Raw genomic sequence first — 23894 nt, forward strand, 5'->3', positions numbered from 1 at the left:
GGCTGCCGGGTGTCGGGTATCGGCTGCCGGGTGTCGGGTATCGGCTGCCGGGTGTCCGGCGGCAGCCGTCAGGCGGCGGGTGTCGGGTCTGGTGTCGGAACACTCAGTCGTGCGGAGGATGCGCGAATCGAACGCGCGCGGGCTTTCCAGGCCCGACCACGGCTTAGCAGACCGGTGCCTTACCACTCGGCCAATCCTCCGGGTGGGCGGCCCGCGCGAAGGGAATCGCGCGCTCGAAGCGGCCGCCCCGGGCAGCTCCCGGGCGGGGCGGGCTCCACGGAGGGGAAACTACTCCGGGACCTGCCGCGGGCTGCCCTGTCGGGAGTGCGACGTACTGTCACTGGACATCGCCGGACTCCGCTCCCCGTGTGTGGCGCCGGGCTTGGTCCGGCGTCGTGGACACCACCACTCTGCCGGTCCGCCGAGGCGGGCGCCACCGATTAAAAAGCGCCCGGCCGACGGGCACGGGACCGCTACCTGCGGCGCCACCTGCGGCGGCGCGCCTTGCTGAAGAACCAGCCGGCGGGCGGCTCGTCGGACCGCCACGGCTGGGGGTCGGGCGCCCGGTCGCGCCAGCGCGCCGCCAGCATCCGGGCGCGCGCGGAGGGCTCCGCGGCCGATGCGGACCGTATGAAGTCCTCGTCGAACACGAGGCCGTCCCAGACCTCCCCCTCCTCGTCCGGCTCCCCGCCCCGCGGTGTCTGCGCTGCCATCCCCGTTCCATTCCGCCGCGCATCCCTTGTGCCCACTGTGCCCGGGCGCGGATGAAGCCGCTGTCAAGAAAGCCGTCGTAAGGGGCGCGTCGAACGCGTCCGTGTCCGTGCGCGCGTCGTCCCTGTCCCCCCGCGCGCCGCCGGTCGCCCTGCCTGCGCGGGCGCGACCCCTTTTCCGGCCGCGCCCGCGCACTTGTCCCGCCGGTGCCCAGGGCGTCCCTAGGGGACGGTCCGGGAGACGGTCACTCCTCGCCCGCCAGGGTCAGCGTCCGCAGCTTCTGCCCCGCGTACCAGGTGGCACCCACGGTCACCGCGATCAGCAGCGCCGTCGCCGTGGGCAGCTTCACGTCGGAGGTGACCAGAGAGCTGTCGGACACCTTGTGGGCCACGGCGAGCGCCCACTGCTGGACGCTGAGGGTGCGCGCCCCGGAGACCAGCGAGCCGAACAGCGCCTCCCAGACGAGCGCGTAGACCAGGCCGAAGACCACGGCGTGCCTGCTCACCGTGCCGAGCAGCAGGAACAGCGCGGCGTACGCGATGGAGGCGACCAGGGCCGCCACCGTGTAGGCGACGGCGATCTGCTGGCCGTTGCCGTTGAGGATCAGGCCCGCGACGAGCGTCGGCAGCGCCGAGAACGCCATGGTCACCGCGATGGCGACGATCAGCTTCGTGAAGATGATCGTGGGCCGCTTCACGGGCTTGGCCAGCAGATAGATCACGGAGCCGTCGTCGATCTCGGGCCCGATCGCGCCGGTGCCGGCGATCACGCCGATGATGGGCACCATCGTGGCGAGCGCGAATCCGCCGAGGACGTCATGGGCGACCTGGTCGTCGGCGCCGGTCAGCGAGCGGACGACCGCGGAGATCACGATCAGCAGGACGGGCAGCGCGCCGAGGATGAGGGCACGGCGGCGGCCGAGCAGGCCCCGGTAGGTGAGCCGGGCGACTGTGGGGTCATACATCATGGGCCTCCTACGCCGCGACCAGATACGAGAAGACGGACTCGAGCGACTCGTCGGACGGCGACACCGTGAGCAGCCGGACGCCGTGCTCGCGCGCCACCTTCGGCAGCAGGGCGGTGAAGCGGCCGAAGTCGACCGCCTGGATGCGCAGGGCGCCCTCGGCGAGGTCCACTTCGATGCCGGACGTCGACGGGTCGGCGATCAGCGCGGCCGCGAGGACACGGTCGTCGCTGGAGCGCACCAGGTAGCGGTGCGGCCGGTCGGTCATCAGGCGGCGGATCTTCCGGAAGTCGCCGCTCGCCGCGTGCCGTCCCGCGACGATCACCTCGATGTGCGCCGCCAGCTGCTCGACCTCTTCGAGAATGTGGGACGAGAACAGCACGGTGCGGCCCTCCGCGCCCATGCGTCGCAGCAGGTCCATGAGCTGCATGCGCTGGCGCGGGTCCATGCCGTTGAACGGCTCGTCGAGCAGCAGCAGGGACGGGTCGTGCACCAGGGCGGACGCCATCTTCACGCGCTGGCGCATGCCCTTGGAGTACGTGGCGATCCTGCGGTCCTGGGCGTACTCCATCTCGACGGTGGCAAGGGCGTGTTGGGCGGCCTTCGCGCCCAGCCCGTGCAGCTCCGCGTTGGCGACGACGAATTCGCGCCCCGTCAGGAAGTCGTACATCGCCTCACGCTCGGGGACGATGCCGATCTGCCGGTAGATCTGCTCGTTGCGCCACACCGGTTGGCCGTCGAGGGTGACGGAGCCGGTGGACGGGGCGAGGAAGCCGCCCATCATGTTGATGAGGGTGGACTTTCCGGCGCCGTTCGGGCCCAGCAGACCGGTGACGCCGGGGCCGATGGTCATCGTGACGTCGTTGACCGCCACCACGTTGCCGAACCAGCGCGAGACATGGTCGATGGATAGCGTGCTCACAGTCCGGCCTTTCGGTAGCGGCGGATCAGCAGGCCGTAGCAGCCCGCGATGAGCCCCAGGACGACGAGGAGGAAGACGACTCCCTGGGCGGCCGAAGGTCCTTCCCCTCCGGGGAAGGAGGAGGTCGCGTCGAGGAAGGCGGTCTGCACGCCGTCGATGAGCGTGACGGGCGAGAACAGGCCCGTCCAGATGGTGGCGGCGGAATCGCCGGAGTGCACGTAGGCGATGGCCTGGATGGTGGAGACGGCGCCGTAGGAGATGGTGAGGACGGCGATGACGGCCGCGATGCCGAAGCCGCGGCGGGGCGTGGCCGCGGCGATGACCAGGCTGATCCCGGAGAACAGCAGGGAGAGCAACGCCACGGAGACCAGCGCCTCGGCGAATCCCTTCGTCTGGTGGGAGAAGTCGAGCTTGGCGAGCAGCGCGCCCACGTAGAGGACGAGCAGCGGCGCGCCCGTCAGCATGAACATCGCCGAGGCCAGGGCCGCGTACTTGGCGCGCACGTAGTCGGCGGTCTCGATGGGGCGCGAGAAGTACAGCGGCACCGTCTTGAACCGCAGATCGCGGGAGACCGACTGGGGCGCCTGGGAGGCGACGTAGAGTCCGATGACGGCCTGCATGATGATCGCGTAGCGGGTGTACTCGACCGGCAGGTCCTTCGCCTTGGTGGCGACCGCGACCGCGACCATGATGAGCGCCGGCGCGCACATCACCACGAACAGCAGCATCGGCAGCACCTTGGACTTCGCCGAGCGGCCGAGTCCGTAGGCGCCGCGCAGGGACTGCGAGTACAGGGAACGGCGGGCGTAGGCCCGGCCCAGGCGCGGGCCGTCGTACGAGCGGTAGCCGATGTCGTGGATCCGGGTCTGCTCGGCCGCACGGGCCGTGGGCTGCTCAACCGCCATGGCCGACCGCCTCCTTCCGCTGCTCGTCACTGTCCTTGAAGACCTCCGCGATGTGGTGCCGGCGCTGTTCCATGCGGACCAGGCCGAGACCCAGGTCGGCGACGACGTCCCGGACGAGGTCGTACGTCTGCTCGCCCTCCGCCGTCAGCAGCAGGATGTGCCCGGCGCCGGGCAGCCCGCTGCCGTCGTGCGTGGTCACCCCGCGCGCGTTCAGGGCCTCGCGCACCGCGCGGGTGCCGTCCGGGTGCTCGTCGGTGTCGGTGACCTCGATCGCGAGGGTCGCGGTGGTCTGGGTGAAGTCCCTGGTGGAGCTGGAGCGCAGGAGCTTGCCGCCGTCGATGATGACGACGTGGTCGCAGGTGCGCTCCAGCTCTCCCAGCAGATGGGAGGTGACCAGGACCGAGATGCCGAAGTCGGTGTGGATGCGGCGGATCAGGCCGAGCATCTCGTCGCGGCCGACCGGGTCGAGGCCGTTGGTCGGCTCGTCGAGGAACACCAGCTGCGGGTCGTGGACCAGCGCCTGCGCGAGCTTCACCCGCTGTTTCATGCCGGTCGAGTAGCCGCCGATGGGGCGGTAGCGCTCCTCGTACAGGCCGACGTGGCGCAGGGTGTCCGCGGTGCGCTCGCGTGCGGCCACCGCGGGCAGGCCGGACATGCGGGCCATGTGCACGACGAACTCGGTGGCGGACACGTCGGGCGGCAGGCAGTCGTGCTCCGGCATGTACCCGACGCGCTCGCGGATGGCGCCGCCCTCGGTGGCGACATCGAGTCCGAGCACCTCGGCACGGCCCTCGCTGGCGGGGGACAGACCCAGCAGGATCTTGATCAGTGTGGATTTTCCGGCTCCGTTGGCGCCGACGAGCCCCGTCACACCGGGTCCGACGTCCACGGAGAGCCGGTCAAGAGCGGTCACCCTCGGGAACCGCTTGCTCAGGCTTTCGGTCGCGATCACAGTCACGTCGACGACGGTAGTGACGCGGCCCACCGCCGTCGTCAGACCGCAGAGCTGTCTGCGCCTCAGACTCCAGTCGTACAGGCCCGTAGGGGTCCCCCTGAAGTCGAACAACCAGGTGACCTCGCGGGCCGGGTCGTCCCGCGACGCCACAGTTGTCCACAGCCCACCCAGCACCTATTGACGAATTCTCTAACAACTGTCACATTCGCCCGTGTCACGTTACGGGCACGTAGCGCAGTCGGTGGCGCTGGACGGAGGACGGGTGACTCTCGTGGGGGCGCGCGAGCGCCGGGTACGGACGGGCGGGATCGAGCTGTGCGTCGCCGAGCTGGGGGACCCGGCGCAGCCGACGGTCGTCCTGGTCCACGGCTACCCGGACAGCAAGGAGGTCTGGTCGGAGGTGGCGCACCGGCTCGGCGACCGCTTCCACGTCGTGCTGTACGACGTGCGCGGCCACGGCCGGTCGACGGCGCCGAAGCCGCTGCGCGGCGGATTCACGCTGGAGAAGCTGACGGACGACTTCCTCGCCGTGGTGGACGCGGTCAGCCCCGGCCGGCCGGTGCACCTCGTCGGGCACGACTGGGGATCGGTGCAGTCCTGGGAGTTCGTCACCGTCCGGCGCACCGAGGGCCGGATCGCGTCCTTCACGTCGCTGTCGGGACCGTCCCTGGACCACTTCGGGCACTGGATCGCACAGCGGGTGCACCGGCCGACCCCGCGCCGGGTGGGCCAGTTGCTGGGCCAGGGCGCCAAGTCCTGGTACGTGTACCTGCTGCACACCCCCGTCCTGCCGGAACTGGCCTGGCGCGGGCCGCTCGGCAGACGCTGGCCCGGGATCCTGCGGCGCCTCGAGAAGGTGCCCGGCGGCGACTATCCGACCCGCTCGCTGCCCCGGGACGCGGCCCACGGCGCCTGGCTGTACCGCGACAACGTGCGCTCCCGGCTGCGCCGCCCGCGCACCGACGCCTACGCCCACGCGCCCGTGCAGCTCATCACGCCCCTGGGGGACGCGTTCCTGTCGGAGCGGCTCTCCGACGGACTGGAGCGGTGGGTCCCCCGGCTGACCCGCCGCACCCTGCCGGCCAAGCACTGGGTCCCCCGCACCCGCCCCGATCAGCTGGCCGCCTGGATCACCGAGTTCGTGACCGGCGTGGAGGGCGGCCGGCCCACGCCGGCGGCGTCCGGGCGGTACGCCGACCGCTTCGGCGGGCAGCTCGTCCTGGTGACGGGTGCGGCCAGCGGCATCGGGCGGGCCACGGCGTACGCCTTCGCCGAGGCCGGCGCGCGCGTGGTGGCCGTCGACCGGGACGGGCACGGCGCGGCCCGCACGGCCGAGCGGGCCCGGCTGATCGGAGCCCCCGAGGCGTGGGCCGAGACGGTCGACGTCTCCGACGAACAGGCCATGGAGAGGCTCGCCAAGAAGGTCGCCGCCGCGTACGGGGTGGTGGACGTGCTGGTCAACAACGCCGGAATCGGCCTGTCCGGCTCCTTCTTCGACACCACCACCGAGGACTGGCGGAGGGTCCTCGACGTCAACCTGTGGGGCGTCCTCCACGGCTGCCGGCTCTTCGGGAAGCAGATGGCCGAGCGCGGACAGGGCGGCCACATCGTCAACACGGCGTCGGCGGCCGCGTACCAGCCCTCGAAGGCGCTGCCCGCCTACAGCACCTCCAAGGCCGCGGTCCTCATGCTCAGCGAGTGCCTGCGCGCGGAGTTGGCCGGGCAGGGCATCGGGGTGTCGGCGATCTGCCCCGGGTTCGTCCGCACGAACATCACATCGACCGCCCGTTTCACGGGCGTCGACGCAGAAGAGGAGAGGCGGCGGCAGCGGCGGGCGGCCCGGTGGTACGGCCTGCGCGGGTATCCGCCGGAGAAGGTCGCCGATGCGATCCTGCGGGCCGTCGTGCGCGACCAGGCCGTCGTGCCGGTGACCCCGGAGGCGCGCGGTATGCGAATGATGTCCCGTTTCGCTCCGCGGGTGGCGCGCGCGATCGCGCGGTGGGAACCGCGCTTGTGAGCAAGCCCGTTGCGGAGCGCCGGACCGCCGCACCCGAAAGGCCGCTCGGGCCGGGCCCGGCCTCGCCCGCCCTTCACCCGATCGTGAACGCGACCGGTTCTCACGGGCGCAGTCGGCCAAAGCTCCCCCAGCACAAGGCGAGTTGTCCACAGAATGCTCAACTGGCCTGTGGATAACCGCACTTGCTTGTGGATCAAACATCCGGAGCAAAATCATGTGCGTGATCCACGTCTCTCCTGCACGCTGGAGGGATGACGGAAAGGCACGACGAGAGACGCACCGTGAAGGTGTCGAAATACCTCTCGAAACACCTGCGGCATCAGCCGGACCGGATCGGGCTCACGCTCGACGAGGGCGGCTGGGTCGAGATCGACACGCTGCTCGCCGCGGCGGCCGAGCACGGCTTCCGCATCACGCGCGGCGAACTGGACCACGTGGTCGCCGCGAACGACAAGAAGCGGTTCGCGATCGAGGGCACCCGTATCCGCGCCAGCCAGGGCCACAGCATCGACGTCGACCTGGGGCTGCCCCCGGCGACCCCGCCCTCACATCTCTACCACGGCACCGTGGCGCGGTCCCTGGACGCGATCCGCGCCGAGGGCCTCAGGCCGATGAACCGCCACGACGTGCACCTCTCCCCGGACCGCGAGACCGCCACCCGCGTGGGCGCCCGCCGGGGCCGCCCGGTGGTCCTCACCGTGGACGCCGGTGCCATGCACCGCGACGGCCACGTCTTCCACGTCAGCGCGAACGGGGTATGGCTCACCAGGGCCGTGCCGCCGCAGTACCTGCGCCTTCCGGGCCCGCGCTGACCTCCCACCCGTGATCCCCCGCGCCCGCGCCGGCCGGCGCCGGAGATGACCGGCCTCCGCCTGCGCTTACGCTCGGAGCATGCATCTGCGTCTGAGCACCGTGATCCTGCCGTACCGCCGCTGGAGCGAGGGCGGCCGCGCGGCCTGGCAGCGCGCGGAAGAGCTCGGCTTCCACACTGCGTACACCTACGACCACCTGTCCTGGCGGAGCTTCCGCGACGGCCCGTGGTTCGGTGCCGTACCGACGCTGACGGCCGCGGCCGGCGTCACCGACCGGCTTCGCCTCGGCACCCTGGTGACCTCGCCGAACTTCCGGCACCCGGTCACCCTCGCCAAGGAACTGATCTCGCTCGACGACATCTCCGGCGGCCGCGTCACCCTGGGCATAGGCGCGGGCGGCACCGGCTTCGACGCCACCGTGCTCGGCCGGGAACCGTGGAGCCCGCGCGAGCGCGCCGACCGCTTCGGCGAGTTCGTCCCGCTGCTCGACCGGCTGCTCACCGAGGACTCCGTCTCGTTCACGGGCGACCACTACTCCGCGCACGAGGCACGCAACATCCCGGGCTGCGTCCAGCGTCCCAGGCTGCCGTTCGCGGTGGCCGCGACCGGGCCGCGCGGTATGCGCCTCGCCGCGCGCCACGGGCAGGCATGGGTGACGACCGGCGATCCGAAGCTGTACGAGAACGGCACTCCCGAGCAGTCGGTACGGGCCCTGCGCGGGCAGACCGAGAAGCTGGCCGACACGTGCGCCGCCCTCGGCCGCGACATGACCGGCCTCGACAAGATCCTGCTGACCGGCTTCACCCCGGACCGCGGCCGACCGCTGGAATCCCTCGACGCGTTCGTCGACTTCGCGGGCCGCCATGCGGAGCTGGGCTTCACCGACATCGTGCTCCACTGGCCGATTCCCGACTCCGACTTCGCCGCCGACCAGAAGGTCTTCGAGCGGATCGCCATGGAAGCCACCGCCCAACTGGCTTGATCATGACGGACCGTGACGGTTCTGGTGAGCAGCGTCACCACTCACTTGTGCAGAGCGTCGCACGCCCGTGCGGGCATATGCGCGAGAATGGGCCGGTGACCTCAGCGACCCGACAGCCCGAGACCCCGACCTCCACCCTTCCGCCGCGGCTGATCGCGACCGACCTCGACGGCACCCTCCTGCGTGACGACAAGTCGGTCTCCGAGAGGACGGTCGCCGCCCTGGCCGCGGCCGAGGACGCCGGCATCGAGGTGTTCTTCGTCACGGGCCGCCCGGCCCGCTGGATGGACGTCGTCAGCGAGCACGTGCACGGCCACGGGCTCGCGATCTGCGGCAACGGCGCGGCCGTGGTCGACCTGCACGGCGGCCCCGGCGCCCACCGCTTCGTCAACGTCCGCGAACTGGCCCGGGACAACGCCGTCGACGCCGTGCAACTGCTGCGGGACGCCGCACCCGGGACGGTGTACGCCGTCGAGCAGACCTACGGCTTCTACCAGGAACCGTCGTACCCGAAGCTGCACATGGAAATCCCGGACCTGCTCGCGCCCGCCGAGGAACTGCTGGCGGCGGACGCGCCCGGCGCCCACGAGCCGGTCCTCAAGATCCTCGCCTACCATCCGCAGCTGGAGCCGGACGCGTTCCTCACCCTGGCCCGGGTCGCCGTGGGCGACCGCGCCAGCATCACCCGCTCCAGCCCCAGCGCGCTGCTGGAGATCAGCGGCCCGGGTGTCTCCAAGGCGAGCACGCTCGCGCTCTGCTGCGCCGAGCGCGGCATCTCCCACGAGGAGGTCATCGCCTTCGGCGACATGCCGAACGATGTGGAGATGCTCACCTGGGCGGGCCGGTCGTACGCGATGGGCAACGCGCACCCGGACGCGATCGCCGCGGCGTCCGCGGTGACGGTCGCCAACAACGACGACGGAGTGGCTCTGGTGATCGAGCGGATCCTCGCGCAACGGCTGTAGGCGGCGTTACCTGGTCGGACCACCCGGTCGCACCGCGCGATCACGGCGCCCGGTCGCGGCGCCCGGTCGCGTCCGCAGATCGAGGCGCCCGGCCGACTCCGCAGGCCGCGGCGCCCGGCCGACTCCGCAGATCGAGGCGCCCGGCCGAGTCCGCGGGCCGCGTTCATGGAGCGTGTTCAGGGGCGCGTTGACGGGGCGCGTTCACGGGGCGTGAGGCCCCGTCGCGGTCGCGGGCCGCGTCTCCAGGTCGCCCGGCCAGTGCCCAACAGGCAACGTGCGCCCCGTCGCGACGCCCTTGACGGGCGAACGCGGCCTGCCGGGGCACTAGGGCGTGTTGCGAAAGTCCCGTCTGCCCCGCGACGCCTGGCACGGCGCCTCGCCGCGTTGTCGGGATCGCCCGCGTACGCCCAGTACGCGGACGACCCTCCGCCTTGCGATGCACCGCACCAGACGCCGCGGGCCCCGCCCTTCGGGCGGACGACGCCACTTTCGCAACACGCCCTAGTCGCCGGCGAAGACCGGCCGGGCCGGGCCGATGGGGCGCGTGCGTTCGCCCAGGAGGTCCCCGCGGGCCTCCCGCTCCACCATCTCCCGCAACGGCCCCTCCACGGCCACCAGTTCCGCATACGCGCCCCGCTGGACCACCCGTCCGTCCACCAGCACGATCACTTCGTCGACCGCCTCCAGGCCCGCCAGCCGATGGGTGATCAGGAGCGTCGTCCGGCCCTCCGTGGCCGCGAGCAGATCCGCGGTGAGCGCGTCCGCCGTCGGCAGGTCGAGGTGTTCCGCGGGCTCGTCGAGGACGAGGACCGGGAAGTCGGCGAGCAGGGCCCGGGCCAGCGCGAGTCGCTGGCGCTGGCCGCCGGACAGCAGGGTGCCGTGCTCGCCGACCAGCGTGTCGAGACCGGCGGGCAGCCCGTCGGCCCAGTCGAGCAGCCGCGCCCGCGCGAGCGCGTCGCGCAGGTCCTCCTCGCTCGCGTCCTTCCGCGCGAGCAGCAGGTTCTCGCGCACCGAACTGTCGAAGAGATGTGCGTCCTGGGCGCACAGCCCGACCAGACGCCGCACGTCGTCGCCGTCGAGGGCGTACGCGTCCGTGCCGCCCAGCGTGTACGTGCCCGCACCCGCGTCGAGGAACCGCAGCAGCACCTGGGCGAGGGTCGTCTTTCCGGACCCGGAGGGACCGACGACGGCGATCCTGCGCCCCTCGTCGAGAGTGAGACCGAGGCCGGTGAAGGCGTCCCCGTGCTGCCCTGGGTGGCGGGCGGCGAGCCCCTCCACGACGAGCGGGAACGGCGACGCGGGCGCCGGCCGCGGCCGTTCCGGCTCCCGCACGGGCTCGGGAGCGTCCAGCACCTCGTAGACCCGCTCGGCGCTCCGGCGAACCCGCTGCCGGTGCTGCACGGCGAGCGGCAGTCCCAGCACCGCCTCGAACGCGGCCAGCGGGGTGAGCACCACGACGGCCATGGCCACGCCGCCGAGCCGCCCTTCGGCGACGGCCTGCGCGCCCACCAGGGCGGCGGCCGTCACGGTCAGCCCGGACACCAGCGCGGTGAGCCCGTCGCCGAGTGCGGTGGCGGCGGCGGCGCGGGCGGCGATGCGGGTGAGCGCGCCGTCGGCCCGGCGCGCCTCGGCGGTCCGCGCGGGCAGCGCACCGGCTACCGTCAACTCGGCCGTGCCGGTGAGCAGATCGGTCACCCGGGTGGCCAGCACGCCCCGGGCCGGCGCCAGCCTCCGCTCCGCGCGGCGTGCCACAGCCCCGGACACCAGGGGTACGCCGGCTCCGGCCGCCAGCAGCCCGACGGCGAGCACGACGCCGGCCTCCGGCAGCAGCCAGGCGGTGAAGCCCGCGGCCGCCACCGACACGGCGAGTGCCGCACCGGCGGGCAGCAGCCAGCGCAGCCAGTAGTCCTGCAAGGCGTCCACGTCGGCGACCAGCCGTGACAGCAGGTCTCCGCGCCGGGCCGAGCGCAGCCCGGCCGGGGCCAGCCGCTCCAGACGGCGGTAGACGGCGACCCGGGTGTCGGCGAGCATCCGCAGCACGGCGTCGTGCGACACGAGCCGCTCCGCGTACCGGAACACGGCCCGCCCGATCCCGAACGCCCGCGTGGCCGTCACCGCGACCATCAGATACAGCACGGGAGGCTGCTGGGACGCCCGTGAGATCAGCCACCCGGAGGTGGCCATCAGCCCGACGGCGCTGCCGAGCGCGAGACTGCCGAGCAGCAGCGCGAGCGCGAGCCGCCCACGGCGGGGGCCGGCCATGGCACGGACCCGGGCGAGCACATCTCCCCGCCGCTCCGCGCGCGAGGTGGACGGCGGGGCGTCGAAGGCGGGCACGTCCTCGGGGGCGGGCACCGCGTCCCGCGTGCCGGGCCGGGACGCGGCCACCGCCGCGGCCGGTGGGAGAACGCTCGCCGTGGCGTGCTCCCGCACGTCCAGCCGCACGATCCGGTCCGCCACCCCCAGCAGCGCGGGCCGGTGCACCACCAGCAGCACCGTCCGGCCGACGGCCAGCCGGCGCACCGCCGCCACGACCTCCGCCTCGGTCGCCCCGTCCAGGGACGCCGTGGGCTCGTCGAGCAGCAGTACCGGCCGGTCGGCGAGGAATGCCCGCGCCAGGGCAAGCCGTTGCCTCTGACCGGCGGAGAGCCCCGCCCCGTCCTCGCCGAGCACGGTGCCGTCCCCGTCGGGCAGCGCGTCCACGAACTCCAGCGCACCCGCATCGGCCAGCGCGCGCCGCACCGCCGTGTCCTCCGCGTCCGGCCGGGCCAGCCGTACGTTCTCCGCGATGGTGCCCGCGTACAGATGCGGGCGCTGCGGCACCCAGGCGATCCGCGAGCGCCACTCCTGCAGATCGGCCGAGCCGAGATCGACTCCCCCGACCCGCACCCGCCCCTCGGTGGGCCGCACGAAGCCGAGCAGAACGTTCAGCAGGGTGGACTTGCCCGCGCCGCTGGGTCCGACGAGGGCGACCGTCTCGCCCGGTTCCACCGCCAGGGACACCTGGGACACCGCGTCGGACGACCGCCCGGGGTACCGGACCGTCACTCCCTCGAAGGTGATCTCCCCTTCGGGAACGCGTTGTGTGCCGGAGGCCGGCACCGGCGTCTCCAGCACCGCGAAGATCTCCTCGGCCGCGGAGAGCCCTTCCGCCGCCGCGTGGTACTGCGCGCCCACCTGCCGCAACGGCAGATACGCCTCCGGCGCCAGGACGAGGATGACCAGTCCGGTGTACAGGTCCATGTCCCCGTGGACGAGCCGCATCCCGATGGTCACCGCGACCAGCGCGACCGAGATCGTGGCCAGCAGTTCCAGCGCGAACGACGACAGGAAGGCGATCCGCAGCGTCCGCATGGTGGCCCGGCGGTACTCGCCGGTGATCCGCTTGATCGACTCGGCCTGCGCCTTGGCCCGGCCGAACACCTTGAGCGTGGGAAGCCCGGCGACGACATCGAGGAAATGTCCGGACAGCCGGGACAGCAGCCGCCACTGACGGTCCATCCGGGACTGCGTCGCCCAGCCGATGAGCATCATGAAGAGCGGGATCAGTGGCAGCGTGCCGACGATGACGGCTGCGGACACCCAGTCCTCGGTGACGATCCGCGCCAGCACGGCCAGCGGCACGACGACCGCCAGGCCCAGCTGGGGCAGATAGCGGGAGAAGTAGTCGTCGAGGGCGTCGACTCCCCGCGTGGCCAGCGCGACCAGCGATCCGGTCCGCTGGCCGCTCAGCCACCCGGGTCCAAGAGCCGCCGCCCGCTCCAGCAGCCGCCTCCGCAGCTCGGACTTCACCGCCGCGCTCGCCCGGTGGGCGGCGAGTTCGGTGAGCCATGAGACCAGCGCTCGACCGGCCGCCACGACCACCAGCAGCACCAGGGGAGTGCGCAGGCCGGCGACCGAGTGGTGATGCTGGAAGGCGCCGACCACCACCTCGGCGATCAGCATCGCCTGGGCGATGACCAGAACAGCCCCGACGCCACCCAGGCCGATGACCGCCGCGAGGAAGGAACGGGTGGCGCGGGCGTGACGGAGCAGCCGCGGATCGATCGGTTTCACCTGAGACACCCTCTTCCCCTGGGGCAGGTTTCACGTGAAACATGCCCTTCGATCCCAGGTGGGTGTGTTTCACGTGAAACACACCCACCGGCCGAAATCAGTGCGCCGCTTCCGCGGCGATGTGCTGCGTACCGATGCGCTTACGGAACACCCAGTACGTCCAGCCCTGGTAGAGCAAGACGATCGGCGTCGCGATCCCGGCGCACCACGTCATGATCTTCAGGGTGTAGGGACTCGAGGAGGCGTTGGTCACCGTCAGGCTCCAGTCGGCATTGAGCGTGGACGGCATGACGTTCGGGAAGAGCGTCAGGAAGAGCATCGCGACCGCCGCCACGATGGTGACGCCGGAGAGCGCGAACGACCAGCCTTCGCGCCCCGCCTGGTTCGCCGCCAGCGCCGCGACCAGCGCGACCACCGCCACGATCATGGCGACGAGGCTCCGCCCGTCACCCTGGTCGATCTGGGCCCAGGTGAGGAAGAGCAGCGCCAGCACCGCGGTCGCCAGCCCCACCTTCAGGGCCAGTTTCCGTGCCCGCTCCCGGATGTCCCCGACCGTCTTCAGCGCCGTGAACACCGCCCCGTGGAAGGTGAACAGGCTGAGCGTCACCAGGCCGCCGAGCAGCGCGAACGGGTTCAGCAGGTCCCAGAACGTGCCCACGTACTCCAGGTGCCGGTCGATCTTGACACCCCGCACGATGTTGCCGAAGGCCACGCCCCACAGGAACGCCGGGACCAGCGAGGTCCAGAAGAGCGCCGTCTCCCAGTTGCGCTGCCAGTACTCCTCGGACCGCTTGGCCCGGTACTCGAAGGCGACGCCGCGCACGATCAGGCTGATCAGGATGATCAGCAGCGGCAGATAGAAACCGGAGAAGAGGGTCGCGTACCACTCGGGGAACGCGGCGAAGGTCGCACCGCCCGCGGTGAGCAGCCACACCTCGTTGCCGTCCCAGACGGGGCCGATCGTGTTGATCAGCACGCGCTTCTCGGGGCGGCTCCGGGCCAGCAGCTTGGTGAGGATGCCGACCCCGAAGTCGAAGCCCTCCAGGAAGAAGTACCCGATCCAGAGGACCGCGATCAGGACGAACCAGACGTCGTGAAGATGCATGATGTCAGCGCTCCCTCGGCCTAGTAGGAGAAGGCCATCGGCTTGTCGGCGTCCTGGGAGTCGCCGCCGATCGTGGTGGGCGGGTTGAGGTCCGCCTCGGTCAGCTCGGGCGGTCCGGCCTTGACGTACTTCACGAGCAGCTTGACCTCGATGACGGCCAGGATCGCGTAGAGCAGCGTGAACACGGTCATCGAGGTGATGACCTCGCCCTGGGAGACGCCGGGCGAGACCGCGGCACTGGTGCGCAGCACCCCGTAGACGACCCACGGCTGACGGCCCATCTCGGTGAAGATCCAGCCCCAGGAGTTGGCGATGAGCGGGAAAGCCAGGGTCAGGATCGCGATGCGCCAGTACCACACGGTGAGCGTCGGACCCAGTGCCTTCTTCCTGAAGAGGACCAGGTGCGGCACCTCGTCCTCACCGACCCGCAGGTACTGCGGCAACATGAACTTCTTGCGGGTGAGCCAGAGTCCGACCAGGCCGATGGCGAAGGACGCCATGCCGAAGCCGATCATCCAGCGGAAGGACCAGAAGGTGACGGGGATGATGGGGCGGTAGTCGCCGGTGCCGTACTTCTGCTGCTCGGCCTGGTTGGTGTCGTTGATGCCGGGGACGTAGGAGCTCATGTCGTCGTTGGCGAGGAACGACAGGAGGCCGGGCACGGACAACTCGACGCTGTTGTGGCCCTCGCTGACGTCTCCGTAGGCGAAGATCGAGAACGGCGCGGAGTCCTGGCCGTCCCAGAGTGCCTCGGCGGCGGCCATCTTCATCGGCTGCTGCTTGAACATGACCTTGCCGAGGAAGTCGCCGCTGACGGCGGTGAGCAGGCCGGCGACGACGACGGTCACGAGGCCCAGCCGCAGCGAGGTCTTCATCACCGCCACGTGCTTCTTGCGCAGCAGGAGGTAGGCGGCGATGCCGACCATGAACGCGCCGCCCGTGAGGAAGGCCGCCGACAGGGTGTGGAAGACCTGGGTGAGCACGGTGTTCTGGGTCAGCACGTGCCAGAAGTCGGTGAGCTCCGCGCGCCCCTTCGCCTCGTTGAAGCGGTAGCCGACGGGGTGCTGCATCCAGGAGTTGGCGGCGAGGATGAAGTACGCCGACAGGACCGTGCCGATGGCGACCATCCATATGCAGGCCAGGTGGAGCTTCTTGGGCAACTTGTCCCAGCCGAAGATCCACAGCCCGATGAAGGTGGATTCGAAGAAGAACGCGATGAGCGCTTCGAACGCCAGCGGCGCACCGAAGATGTCGCCGACGAAGCGCGAGTAGTCGGACCAGTTCATGCCGAACTGGAACTCCTGGACGATGCCGGTGACGACACCCATCGCCATGTTGATCAGGAAGAGCTTGCCCCAGAACTTCGTCGCCCTGAGGTATGTGTCCTTCTCCGTTCGCACCCAGGCGGTCTGGAGGCCTGCCGTCAGTGCGGCAAGCGAGATCGTCAGCGGGACGAACAGAAAGTGGTAGACGGTGGTGATGCCGAACTGCCACCGAGCCAACGTCTCCGGCGCCAAAGCCAGGTCCACGTCGCCCCCTCCTTTCCTTACGTCGCCGAAGTCACGCGGGGCAGCCTGCCCTTCTTGTTGCACCTGTCACGGGAGCAACACTGCCCGCTTGTGAACGCGTTCACATTCACAAGCATTATTACTCATGAGTTAAGTCGCTGAAAGGGCGGGGGGTCCCCAAACCCCGGGCCAACAGGCACCGGCTCGTGGACCAAGGGCATGTACCGCCCCGCGAGGGCATGACGACGGTGCGGGCCGCCCCCATGGCGACCCGCACACGCTCACCACCGCGATGCGCGATGGTCTCCGTATGAACCGACGGAGGCTAGAGCTCCCTGTGGAACGCCTCCGCCACCTTCACGAAGATGTCGTTGGCCTCGGTCTCACCGATCGTCACGCGCACCCCTTCGCCCGGGAAGGGCCGCACCACCACACCGGCCTGCTCGCAGGCGGCGGCGAAGTCCACCGTGCGCTCCCCCAGCCGCAGCCAGACGAAGTTCGCCTGGCTGTCGGGCACGTGCCAGCCCTGGGCGCGCAACGCGTCCAGCACGCGTGCGCGCTCGCACACCAGCGAGCCGACTCGGCCGATCAGCTCGTCCTCCGCGCGCAGGGAGGCGACCGCCGCCTCCTGCGCCAACTGGCTCACGCCGAACGGAACCGCCGTCTTGCGCAGGGCCGCGGCCACCGGCTCGTGGGCGATCGCAAAGCCGACGCGCAGCCCGGCGAGGCCGTACGCCTTGGAGAAGGTGCGCAGCACGCAGACGTTCGGCCGCTCGCGGTACAGCTCCGCGCCGTCCGGTACCTCGATGTCGCGGTTGAACTCCCGGTACGCCTCGTCGAGCACCACCAGCACATCCCCCGGCACCCGGTCGAGGAAGCGCTCCAGCTCGGCCCGGCGCACCACGGTGCCGGTCGGGTTGTTGGGGTTGCAGACGAAGATCAGCCTGGTCCGGTCGGTGATCGCGTCCGCCATCGCGTCCAGGTCGTGCACGTCTTCGGGGGTCAGCGGCACCTGCACCGACGTCGCGCCGCTGATCTGCGTGATGATCGGGTACGCCTCGAAGGACCGCCAGGCGTAGATCACCTCGTCGCCGGGGCCGCTCGTGGCCTGCAGCAGCTGCTGGGCGACCCCGACCGAACCGGTGCCCGTCGCGAGGTGGGACTGGGGCACCCCGAAGCGCTCCGACAGCTCGCGCATCAGGCCCGAGCACGCCATGTCGGGATAGCGGTTGAAGGACGCGGCCGCCGCGGTCACGCTCTCCATCACGCCCGGCAGCGGCGGGTAGGGATTCTCGTTCGAGGACAGTTTGTAGGCCACCGGGCCGCCGGCCGCGGCAGGCTTGCCGGGCTTGTAGGTGGGGATACCCTCCAGCTCGGCACGCAGCCTCGGGCTCGTCTCGCTCACCGCAGTCCTCCTCGCGCAACCACCGGCTCATGACGGCCACCGGCTTCCAATGCTTCTCACTTTATGAGGATTCGGCGTCGCTGCGAATGGGCTGTGGACAACCTTCGTGGACATCACGGAAGGAACCGGGACGATCATGGAACGAAGCCCGGCACATCACCGTACGAAGGCGCATGAATCGAGGGGCGCGTCGCCCGTCACCACGCGCGCCGGTGGCTCGCGCCGTGGCGCGCATCCCTCGTGAAGGTGAGTTGAGACCTCTTCGCAATATGGCGACCTTGGCAGGCTTCTGCGGGTCGACAAGTCACGTACTGTTGTCGCATGGCCCAAGTCCCTTGCAATGCAAGGCATTTGGGGATCATTGACCATGCAGAAACGTGCCTCTCAATGGGTGCATATGCGTCCGCACTACCCCACCGCATGAGCCCTACTATCGGCTCGCCATGACAGCAGCAGGGAAGCACCAGGTGAGCCGCGCGGAAACCTCCCGCCGAGGCAGCCGGCCGGGCCGGGCGGGCATCAGAGACGTGGCGGCCGCCGCCGGGGTCTCCATCACGACCGTCTCCGACGCCCTCAACGGCAAGGGGCGGCTGCCGGACGCCACCCGACGCCATGTCCGTGAGGTCGCCGAACGGCTGGGCTACCGGCCCTCGGCCGCCGCCCGCACCCTCCGTACGGGCAAGTCGGGGCTGATCGGCCTGACCGTGACCACATACGGGGATGAACCTTTCACCTTCACCGAGTTCGCGTACTTCGCGGAGATGGCGAGAGCCGCCACCTCGGCCGCGCTCGCCCGGGGCTACGCCCTGGTCATCCTCCCGGCGACCTCGCGCCACGACGTGTGGTCGAACGTCGCCCTGGACGGCACGGTCGTCATCGATCCGTCCGACCAGGACCCCGTGGTCAGCGAGCTGGTCCGGCAGGGATTACCGGTCGTCTCGGACGGCCGTCCGGCCGGCTCCCTCCCGGTCACCGCGTGGGTAGACAACGACCACGAGGCCGCGGTCCTGGGCATCCTCGACCACCTGGCCGAGGCGGGCGCCCGTCGGATCGGACTGCTGACCGGCACCACGACCGACACCTACACGCACCTGTCCACGACCGCCTACCTGAACTGGTGCGAGCGCGTCGGGCAGGACCCCGTCTACGAGGCGTACCCGGCCCACGACCCCTGCGCGGGAGCCGTCGCCGCCGACCGGCTGCTGGCCCGCCCCGACCGCCCCGACGCCGTCTACGGACTCTTCGACCCCAACGGCACCGACCTGCTGGCCGCCGCCCGCCGCTACGGACTGCGGGTCCCCGACGATCTGCTGCTCGTCTGCTGCAGCGAGTCCACCGTGTACGCCAACACCGAGCCGCCGGTCACGACCCTCTCCCTGAAGCCGCGCCGGATCGGCACCGCGGTGGTCCAGCTCCTCATCGACGCCATCGAGGGAGTGGAGTCGGACCAGCCGGTCGAGCAGGTGATACCGACGGAACTGATCGTGCGTACATCGTCCGAGCGGCGGCGCCCGCCCCGTACCACGGTCAGCCCTCCCCGGTCGCCCGACGGGAGGTAGCCCGCCGACGGTCCGTGGGTGACGAACCGGTTGCCCGCGGCCGACCGCGGAAGGCCTTGCGTCCCGGCGGCACGAGCCCCGCCCAATTAGGGCGAAAGCCTCGGTGATCTGGGGTCTCCCTCGATTCACCACCCCTGGGTCATCACATGGCGCGATCCGCATTCCTATGATGGGCGCACGACACCGCGGGCCGCTGCGACCAGGCAGTCCGATGCGGTGCAGATGCGGCGCGATGGTGGAGGGGTCGATGACTCAGGGGGCCGGTCAGGGACCCGAGGTGGAGCGGACGGCTACGTTGCGCGACTTCCGGGTGCCCGCTTACGTCCATGAGACCGGCCCCTATGCGCAGAGCGTCCCCCCGAGCGAGGCCCCCGGCCCGGGCGCGGCGGAGACGTATCCCCAGGAGTTCCCCGACGCCTATACCCCCACGGAGCGGGACCTGCCGGTCATCAACCGCGGTGACACGCTCCAGGTGGCCGTCGACCCCGCGGCGGCGCCCGCCCCGCAGCCCGCCGACGGTCCCGGCCCGCTGTTCGTCGTCGGGGACGTCCACGGCTACCTCGAGCAGCTGGTGGCGGCGCTCCAGGAGAAGGGGCTCATCGACACCGCGGGCCACTGGTCGGCGGGCACGGCGCGGCTGTGGTTCCTGGGCGACTTCACCGACCGCGGGCCCGACGGCATCGGCGTCATCGACCTGGTGATGCGGCTGTCGGCGGAGGCGGCCGCGGCCGGCGGCTACTGCAAGGCGCTCATGGGCAACCACGAGCTGCTGCTGCTCGGCGCGAAGCGGTTCGGCGACACGCCCGTCAACTCCGGCGCGGGCACCGCCACCTTCCAGGCGGCGTGGCTGCTCAACGGCGGCCAGAAGACCGACATGGACCGCCTCCAGGACCACCACCTGCAGTGGATGGCCCGCCTGGACGCCGTCGAGGAGGTCGACGGGCATCTGCTGGTCCACTCGGACACCACCGCCTACCTCGACTACGGCGACTCCATCGAGGCGGTCAACGACACCGTCCGGGAGACACTCACGCGCAACGACGCGGACGAGGTGTGGGACCTCTTCCGGAAGTTCACGAAGCGGTTCGCCTTCCGCGACGAGGGCGGGGCCAACGCCGTACGGTCCCTCCTGGACACCTACGGCGGCCGGCGTGTCGTCCACGGGCACAGTCCCATTCCGTACCTCCTGGGCGAGGTCGGCTCCGAGGACGGCGAGGACGGCGCGGGTCCGGTGGTCGAGGGACCGCACGTGTACGCGGACGGGCTGGCGATCGCGATGGACGGCGGCGTCACCATGGCCGGAAAACTGCTGGTCCAGCAACTTCCCCTCGGCGTCTGAGCGTTCGCCGGACAGCAGTCCCCCCGGCGAAGGACCGGTGAAGGACCGGCGAGGAACCGGCGAGGGACGGCGCAGGACCGGGGCCAATTTCTGGAAACCCCCTGTCACCGTGCGCCGTCACCGCTCTACCATCGGCTTATCCGTAGCAGGCTCCCCTCCGTTTCTGCCCGACGGCTCGTCAGCATGCCGAGCCCCAAGCCCTACGGAGCATCGGGGGATGCACATGAACAGCGTTCCGCAGCACCTGATGAGCGAGGACCGCCAGGAATACGAGCGGATCCTCGATGAGGCGCTGCGCTCCGCACCACACCGCCCGGACCTGACCGCCGTGGGACAGCGGCTCAACCCCGAACAGCTGCGCACCATGGCGCTGAACGCCACCGCCCTCATCACCGCGGCGGCGGCCACCGAGTACCACCACTACGTGAAGGTGCGCGAGGAACTGCGCCGGCCGGCGCCGTCCGCCCCGCCCGTCCACGAAGGAACGCCCGCCGCCACGGGGCCGGACCCGGACGGGCTGGGGCTCGCCACCGCCGTGGGAGAGGCCGCCGCGAGCGCCGGGGCCGGTGCCGTCGTCGCGGTGCTCGCCCCCTTCCTCGCCGGTGCCGCCGCGGCGATCTTCCTGCTCGTGGGCTACGTCCTCAGGATGGTCAACCCGCACCAGGCGTTCGCCCGGACCCTCCTGACCACCGGGTGGGTCTTCGGCGCGGTGACCGCGGCGGCGATACTGGTCGCCGCGATCGGCCTCCTGCTCACCGCACTGCGCAACGGTTCCTCCGCACACGAGGAGAGTTCCAGGGGCGAGCTGACGGCGGAGGTGGCCCGGGCCAGGGAAGCGTGGCGCGAGGCCCTGCTGGAGCACGGCATCCTGCCGTTCCTGCGCGACGCGCTCGCCGATCCGGGCGCGGCCGCGCTGAGCCGGAAGACACCGGAACCGACACCCAGCCGTATCCCGCACCTCGGCTACGACCGCCCGGGCTTCAGCAGCCCCGACAGCGGCCCCGCCGCGGGACCGCGACCCAGCTTCTCCAGCCCGGACTTCACCAGCCCGGACTTCGGGGGGCCGGAACACCAGCCGGAGTGACGGGCAGCGGCCGCCGGGCGACGGGGCCGGATGACGGGGCTCGGGCGACGGGGCCCGGGCGACGGGGCTCGGGCGACGGGCCTCGGATGCGGGTCGTCGGTGGTGCGTCACACGGCAGGTGCGCCGGGCGCCGGGGTCGTCCGACGCGAGGTCGTCGCACACCAGGCCGTCCGACGGGGGACGGCACTGGTGCCTGCGGCGTGCGCGGGTACGGACGCTCGTGACGGTGTGCCGGTACGGGCACCGGTACCGCGCATGGGATACGGGCGCGAGCACCGCACGGGTACAGGCACGGGCACCGTACGCGCACCCCTACGGCAACCGCCGGGCAGGGGCGCCCGGGGCGGGACCTGCCGGCCGCTCCCTCGCACTCACCTCGGCACGGCGCCGGGCGACATGACGGGGAGGACGCCCTGCGGCGACGCCTCCGCCGGCAGTTCCGCCCAGATCGTCTTTCCCTGCGGGTGATAACGCGTGCCCCACTGTGTGGCGAGGGTCGCGATGATGAAGAGCCCTCGTCCCGTCTCGTCGACGGTCCGCGCGTGCTGCACACGGGGAGCGCTGGTCGCCGCGTCGCTGACTTCGCAGGTCAGCATGCGGTCACAGATCAGCCGCAGCCGCAGGGGAGGCGCCCCGTAGCGGACCGCGTTGCCGACCAGTTCGCTGACGATGAGCTCGGTGGTGAACGCGGTCTCCTCATCCGTGCCCCAGCTCTCCAGCCGGCGCCGCACCTCCGCGCGGGCGATCGGGGCGGCCTCGGGGTCCATGGGCAGCGGGACGGTCAGGACCCGGTCCTCAGGCAGCGCCTTCGTGCGGGTGAGCAGCATGACCGTCTCGTGCGCCGGGTCACGGTCCCTCATGGCGTACACGATGGTGTCGCACAGCTCCGCGACGGACTGACCGCGGCCGCGATCCAGAAGGGGGCGCAGCGGGCCCGACGGAACGGACAGGGTGGCCGAGCTCCCGTCCGGGAAGACGGCGACGGGTTCCGCGAGCCCGGCGCGGGCGATCGTACACGTCAGTTCGACCGGGTCGTAGACGGCGATCAGGCAGTCGGCGCTGAGGGGTTCGCGGTGCAGGGGGTCCCCGGGGGGAAGCGCGGCACGCTCGGCGGCGAGCAGGACGGCGGTGTCGTTCAGGCGGGCCAGCAGTTCGTCCGGCTGCAGGTCCAGGGCGGCGAGTGAGTGGATGACCGTCCGCAGCTGGCCCATCGTGGTGGCCGCCGCCATGCCTCGTCCGGCGACGTCGCCCACGATCAGCGCGGTCCGCGCGCCGGGCAGCGCGATCACGTCGAACCAGGCTCCTCCGCCCTCGAGGCCCGGAAGGTGGAGCGGGGAGACGTCCACGGTGGTCCGGACTCCGGCCCGCTGGGGCAGGAGCCGGCGCTGGACCGTCGCGGCGATCGTCCGCTCGCGGGTGTACCTGCGGGCGTTGTCGATGCACAGCGCCGCGTGCGCGCACACGTCGGACGCCAGCGCGACCTCCTCGTCGCCGAAGGGGTCCTCCGACTCATGGCGGTAGAAGCTCACCACGCCCAGCGCTGCACCGCGCAGGGACAGGGGGACCGCGATCAGGGAGTGGGCGCCGGAGCGCCGGATGGCCTCGGCCCGCGCCGGGTCCGCAGCCAGCCACAGGCTGTCCTCCTCCACGGAGACCAGACGCGGCCTGAGGTCGGACAGCACCCGTGAGAACGGGGTGCCGTGGGGCAGCCGGCGCACGTCACCGACGGGGTGGGCCGACATGCGGCCCCGGAACGCCGCGCGGCGCAGCAGGACGTCCCGGTGCACGGGGGCCGGCGGCGGTTCCTCTCCGCGGACCACGTCCTCGATCACCTCGACCACGGCGATCCCGGAGAAGGCCGGGACGACCGCATCGACGAGTTCCTCGCAGACGGCGATGACGTCCAGCCGCTGTCCCACCTGGGTGCGGACCACGTCCAGAACCGCCAGGCGCCGCCGTGCGCTCTCCCGCTCCGTGACGTCGACCGCCGACGCCACCAGCCCCAGTACGTCTCCGCGGGCGTTCTCCAGGCGGATCAAGGACACGGAGTAGGCGCGCCGTCTGGGCCGGCCCTGGCCGTGGACGCCCCGGACGAGCCGGTTCACCACCGCCTCCCCGGTCTCCAGGACCTCGCGTGCCCGCGCCTCCTCCTCGGCGTTCTCCAGGCCGTACACGTCGGTGAAATGCCTGCCGATCAGGTGGCCGACCGGTCTGTCGTGCAGGGCGCGCGTCGCGGTGTTCATGCGGACCACGCGCAGTTGGTCGTCGAGGACGTGCAGGCCCACCGGGGACTGCGTGAACATCGCCCTCAGGATCGCCACGTCCTGACCCGTCGCGGTGTCCGCCGCGGCGAACACCTCCCACCCCACCGAGGCATCCTGCAGTACGGGCTTGACCAGCACGGGGGAGAGGTCCGAGAACCTTTCCCTGCGCCATGCGTCACCGGCCGCGACCTCGTGCATGAGCGCCGCCACGGGACGGCCCACGGCCTCCTCCGCGGACCAGCCGTACCGTTCCTCGGCCGGACGCCGCCACTCGAGCACCCGCCCGCTCTCGTCGACAAGCATGAGCACGTCACCGCCAGCCATCGCGCAGCACCTCCCGC

The 23894-nt window shown here is 71.4% G+C and carries 17 protein-coding genes and 1 tRNA gene; 7 read left to right on the plus strand and 11 right to left on the minus strand.

Going from position 1 to position 23894, the window contains the following annotated elements:
• Positions 1 to 112: 112 nt before the first annotated feature.
• From ACFYMU_RS00295 to ACFYMU_RS00320, 6 genes are all read right to left on the minus strand, one after another.
• A tRNA-Ser gene (locus ACFYMU_RS00295) sits at positions 113 to 200 on the minus strand.
• 273 nt (positions 201 to 473) lie between these two features.
• Positions 474 to 713, minus strand: a complete 240-nt coding sequence (locus tag ACFYMU_RS00300; protein WP_388366119.1) for a hypothetical protein — start codon at positions 711 to 713, stop codon at positions 474 to 476.
• 242 nt (positions 714 to 955) lie between these two features.
• Positions 956 to 1675 carry an ABC transporter permease gene (locus ACFYMU_RS00305; RefSeq protein WP_388366931.1) on the minus strand — a complete coding sequence of 240 codons (720 nt, stop codon included), beginning with the start codon at positions 1673 to 1675 and terminating at the stop codon, positions 956 to 958.
• Positions 1676 to 1685: 10 nt separating this feature from the next.
• Entirely contained in the window at positions 1686 to 2597 is a 912-nt protein-coding gene (locus ACFYMU_RS00310) for an ABC transporter ATP-binding protein (protein WP_388366121.1), read from the minus strand.
• Positions 2594 to 3502, minus strand: a complete 909-nt coding sequence (locus tag ACFYMU_RS00315) for an ABC transporter permease (protein ID WP_388366124.1) — start codon at positions 3500 to 3502, stop codon at positions 2594 to 2596. The genes ACFYMU_RS00310 and ACFYMU_RS00315 overlap by 4 nt, the downstream gene beginning before the upstream one ends.
• The gene (locus tag ACFYMU_RS00320; RefSeq protein ID WP_388366933.1) at positions 3492 to 4454 is read right to left on the minus strand and encodes an ABC transporter ATP-binding protein; all 963 of its coding nucleotides are present in this window, start codon (positions 4452 to 4454) and stop codon (positions 3492 to 3494) included. The genes ACFYMU_RS00315 and ACFYMU_RS00320 overlap by 11 nt, the downstream gene beginning before the upstream one ends.
• Before the next feature lie 265 nt (positions 4455 to 4719).
• Between ACFYMU_RS00320 and ACFYMU_RS00325 the strand changes: the two genes are divergently transcribed.
• The 4 genes from ACFYMU_RS00325 to ACFYMU_RS00340 all read left to right on the plus strand — a co-directional run bounded on the left by ACFYMU_RS00325 (position 4720) and on the right by ACFYMU_RS00340 (position 9233).
• Positions 4720 to 6474, plus strand: coding sequence for an SDR family oxidoreductase (locus ACFYMU_RS00325; protein ID WP_388366127.1), 1755 nt, complete (start codon positions 4720 to 4722; stop codon positions 6472 to 6474).
• A gap of 251 nt (positions 6475 to 6725) precedes the next feature.
• Positions 6726 to 7286 (plus strand): RNA 2'-phosphotransferase, encoded by a 561-nt coding sequence (locus ACFYMU_RS00330; protein WP_388366129.1) that lies wholly within the window; start codon positions 6726 to 6728, stop codon positions 7284 to 7286.
• Positions 7287 to 7365: 79 nt separating this feature from the next.
• Positions 7366 to 8268 carry an LLM class flavin-dependent oxidoreductase gene (locus tag ACFYMU_RS00335; RefSeq protein WP_388366132.1) on the plus strand — a complete coding sequence of 301 codons (903 nt, stop codon included), beginning with the start codon at positions 7366 to 7368 and terminating at the stop codon, positions 8266 to 8268.
• A gap of 77 nt (positions 8269 to 8345) precedes the next feature.
• The gene (locus ACFYMU_RS00340; RefSeq protein ID WP_388366134.1) at positions 8346 to 9233 is read left to right on the plus strand and encodes an HAD family hydrolase; all 888 of its coding nucleotides are present in this window, start codon (positions 8346 to 8348) and stop codon (positions 9231 to 9233) included.
• Positions 9234 to 9734: 501 nt separating this feature from the next.
• Here ACFYMU_RS00340 and cydD read toward each other — a convergent pair.
• The 4 genes from cydD to hisC form a co-directional block, all read right to left on the minus strand.
• A complete protein-coding gene (gene cydD / locus ACFYMU_RS00345; RefSeq protein WP_388366135.1) occupies positions 9735 to 13289 on the minus strand; it encodes a thiol reductant ABC exporter subunit CydD in 3555 nt (1184 codons plus the stop codon).
• A gap of 97 nt (positions 13290 to 13386) precedes the next feature.
• Positions 13387 to 14394, minus strand: coding sequence for a cytochrome d ubiquinol oxidase subunit II (cydB, locus tag ACFYMU_RS00350; protein ID WP_388366137.1), 1008 nt, complete (start codon positions 14392 to 14394; stop codon positions 13387 to 13389).
• A 20-nt stretch (positions 14395 to 14414) separates the two neighbouring features.
• On the minus strand, positions 14415 to 15923 hold the full coding sequence (locus tag ACFYMU_RS00355) for a cytochrome ubiquinol oxidase subunit I (protein ID WP_388366138.1): 1509 nt from the start codon (positions 15921 to 15923) through the stop codon (positions 14415 to 14417).
• 304 nt (positions 15924 to 16227) lie between these two features.
• Positions 16228 to 17307 (minus strand): histidinol-phosphate transaminase, encoded by a 1080-nt coding sequence (gene hisC, locus ACFYMU_RS00360; protein ID WP_388366140.1) that lies wholly within the window; start codon positions 17305 to 17307, stop codon positions 16228 to 16230.
• A gap of 443 nt (positions 17308 to 17750) precedes the next feature.
• Here hisC and ACFYMU_RS00365 point away from each other — a divergent pair, with 443 nt between their 5' ends.
• The 3 genes from ACFYMU_RS00365 (at position 17751) to ACFYMU_RS00375 (ending at position 21289) form a co-directional block, all read left to right on the plus strand.
• Positions 17751 to 18866, plus strand: coding sequence for a LacI family DNA-binding transcriptional regulator (locus ACFYMU_RS00365; RefSeq protein WP_388366142.1), 1116 nt, complete (start codon positions 17751 to 17753; stop codon positions 18864 to 18866).
• A 247-nt stretch (positions 18867 to 19113) separates the two neighbouring features.
• On the plus strand, positions 19114 to 20205 hold the full coding sequence (locus ACFYMU_RS00370; protein ID WP_388366144.1) for a metallophosphoesterase: 1092 nt from the start codon (positions 19114 to 19116) through the stop codon (positions 20203 to 20205).
• 217 nt (positions 20206 to 20422) lie between these two features.
• A complete protein-coding gene (locus tag ACFYMU_RS00375; protein WP_388366146.1) occupies positions 20423 to 21289 on the plus strand; it encodes a hypothetical protein in 867 nt (288 codons plus the stop codon).
• Positions 21290 to 21660: 371 nt separating this feature from the next.
• Here ACFYMU_RS00375 and ACFYMU_RS00380 read toward each other — a convergent pair whose 3' ends face one another.
• A complete protein-coding gene (locus tag ACFYMU_RS00380) occupies positions 21661 to 23877 on the minus strand; it encodes a PAS domain-containing protein (RefSeq protein WP_388366148.1) in 2217 nt (738 codons plus the stop codon).
• Between the last annotated feature and the right edge of the window lie 17 nt (positions 23878 to 23894).

The organism is Streptomyces sp. NPDC007264, from assembly GCF_042869095.1.
In the GTDB taxonomy this organism is placed as follows: Bacteria; Actinomycetota; Actinomycetes; order Streptomycetales; family Streptomycetaceae; genus Streptomyces.

Excerpts from the sequence above, each read along its gene's own strand:
- ACFYMU_RS00300 (WP_388366119.1), bottom strand. The coding sequence starts at position 713 with ATGGCAGCGCAGACACCGCGGGGCGGGGAGCCGGACGAGGAGGGGGAG.
- ACFYMU_RS00305 (WP_388366931.1), bottom strand. The coding sequence starts at position 1,675 with ATGTATGACCCCACAGTCGCCCGGCTCACCTACCGGGGCCTGCTCGGC.
- ACFYMU_RS00315 (WP_388366124.1), bottom strand. The coding sequence starts at position 3,502 with ATGGCGGTTGAGCAGCCCACGGCCCGTGCGGCCGAGCAGACCCGGATC.
- ACFYMU_RS00330 (WP_388366129.1), top strand. The coding sequence starts at position 6,726 with ATGACGGAAAGGCACGACGAGAGACGCACCGTGAAGGTGTCGAAATAC.
- ACFYMU_RS00335 (WP_388366132.1), top strand. The coding sequence starts at position 7,366 with ATGCATCTGCGTCTGAGCACCGTGATCCTGCCGTACCGCCGCTGGAGC.
- ACFYMU_RS00340 (WP_388366134.1), top strand. The coding sequence starts at position 8,346 with ATGCGCGAGAATGGGCCGGTGACCTCAGCGACCCGACAGCCCGAGACC.
- cydB (WP_388366137.1), bottom strand. The coding sequence starts at position 14,394 with ATGCATCTTCACGACGTCTGGTTCGTCCTGATCGCGGTCCTCTGGATC.
- ACFYMU_RS00365 (WP_388366142.1), top strand. The coding sequence starts at position 17,751 with ATGACAGCAGCAGGGAAGCACCAGGTGAGCCGCGCGGAAACCTCCCGC.
- ACFYMU_RS00370 (WP_388366144.1), top strand. The coding sequence starts at position 19,114 with ATGACTCAGGGGGCCGGTCAGGGACCCGAGGTGGAGCGGACGGCTACG.
- ACFYMU_RS00375 (WP_388366146.1), top strand. The coding sequence starts at position 20,423 with ATGCACATGAACAGCGTTCCGCAGCACCTGATGAGCGAGGACCGCCAG.
- ACFYMU_RS00380 (WP_388366148.1), bottom strand. The coding sequence starts at position 23,877 with ATGGCTGGCGGTGACGTGCTCATGCTTGTCGACGAGAGCGGGCGGGTG.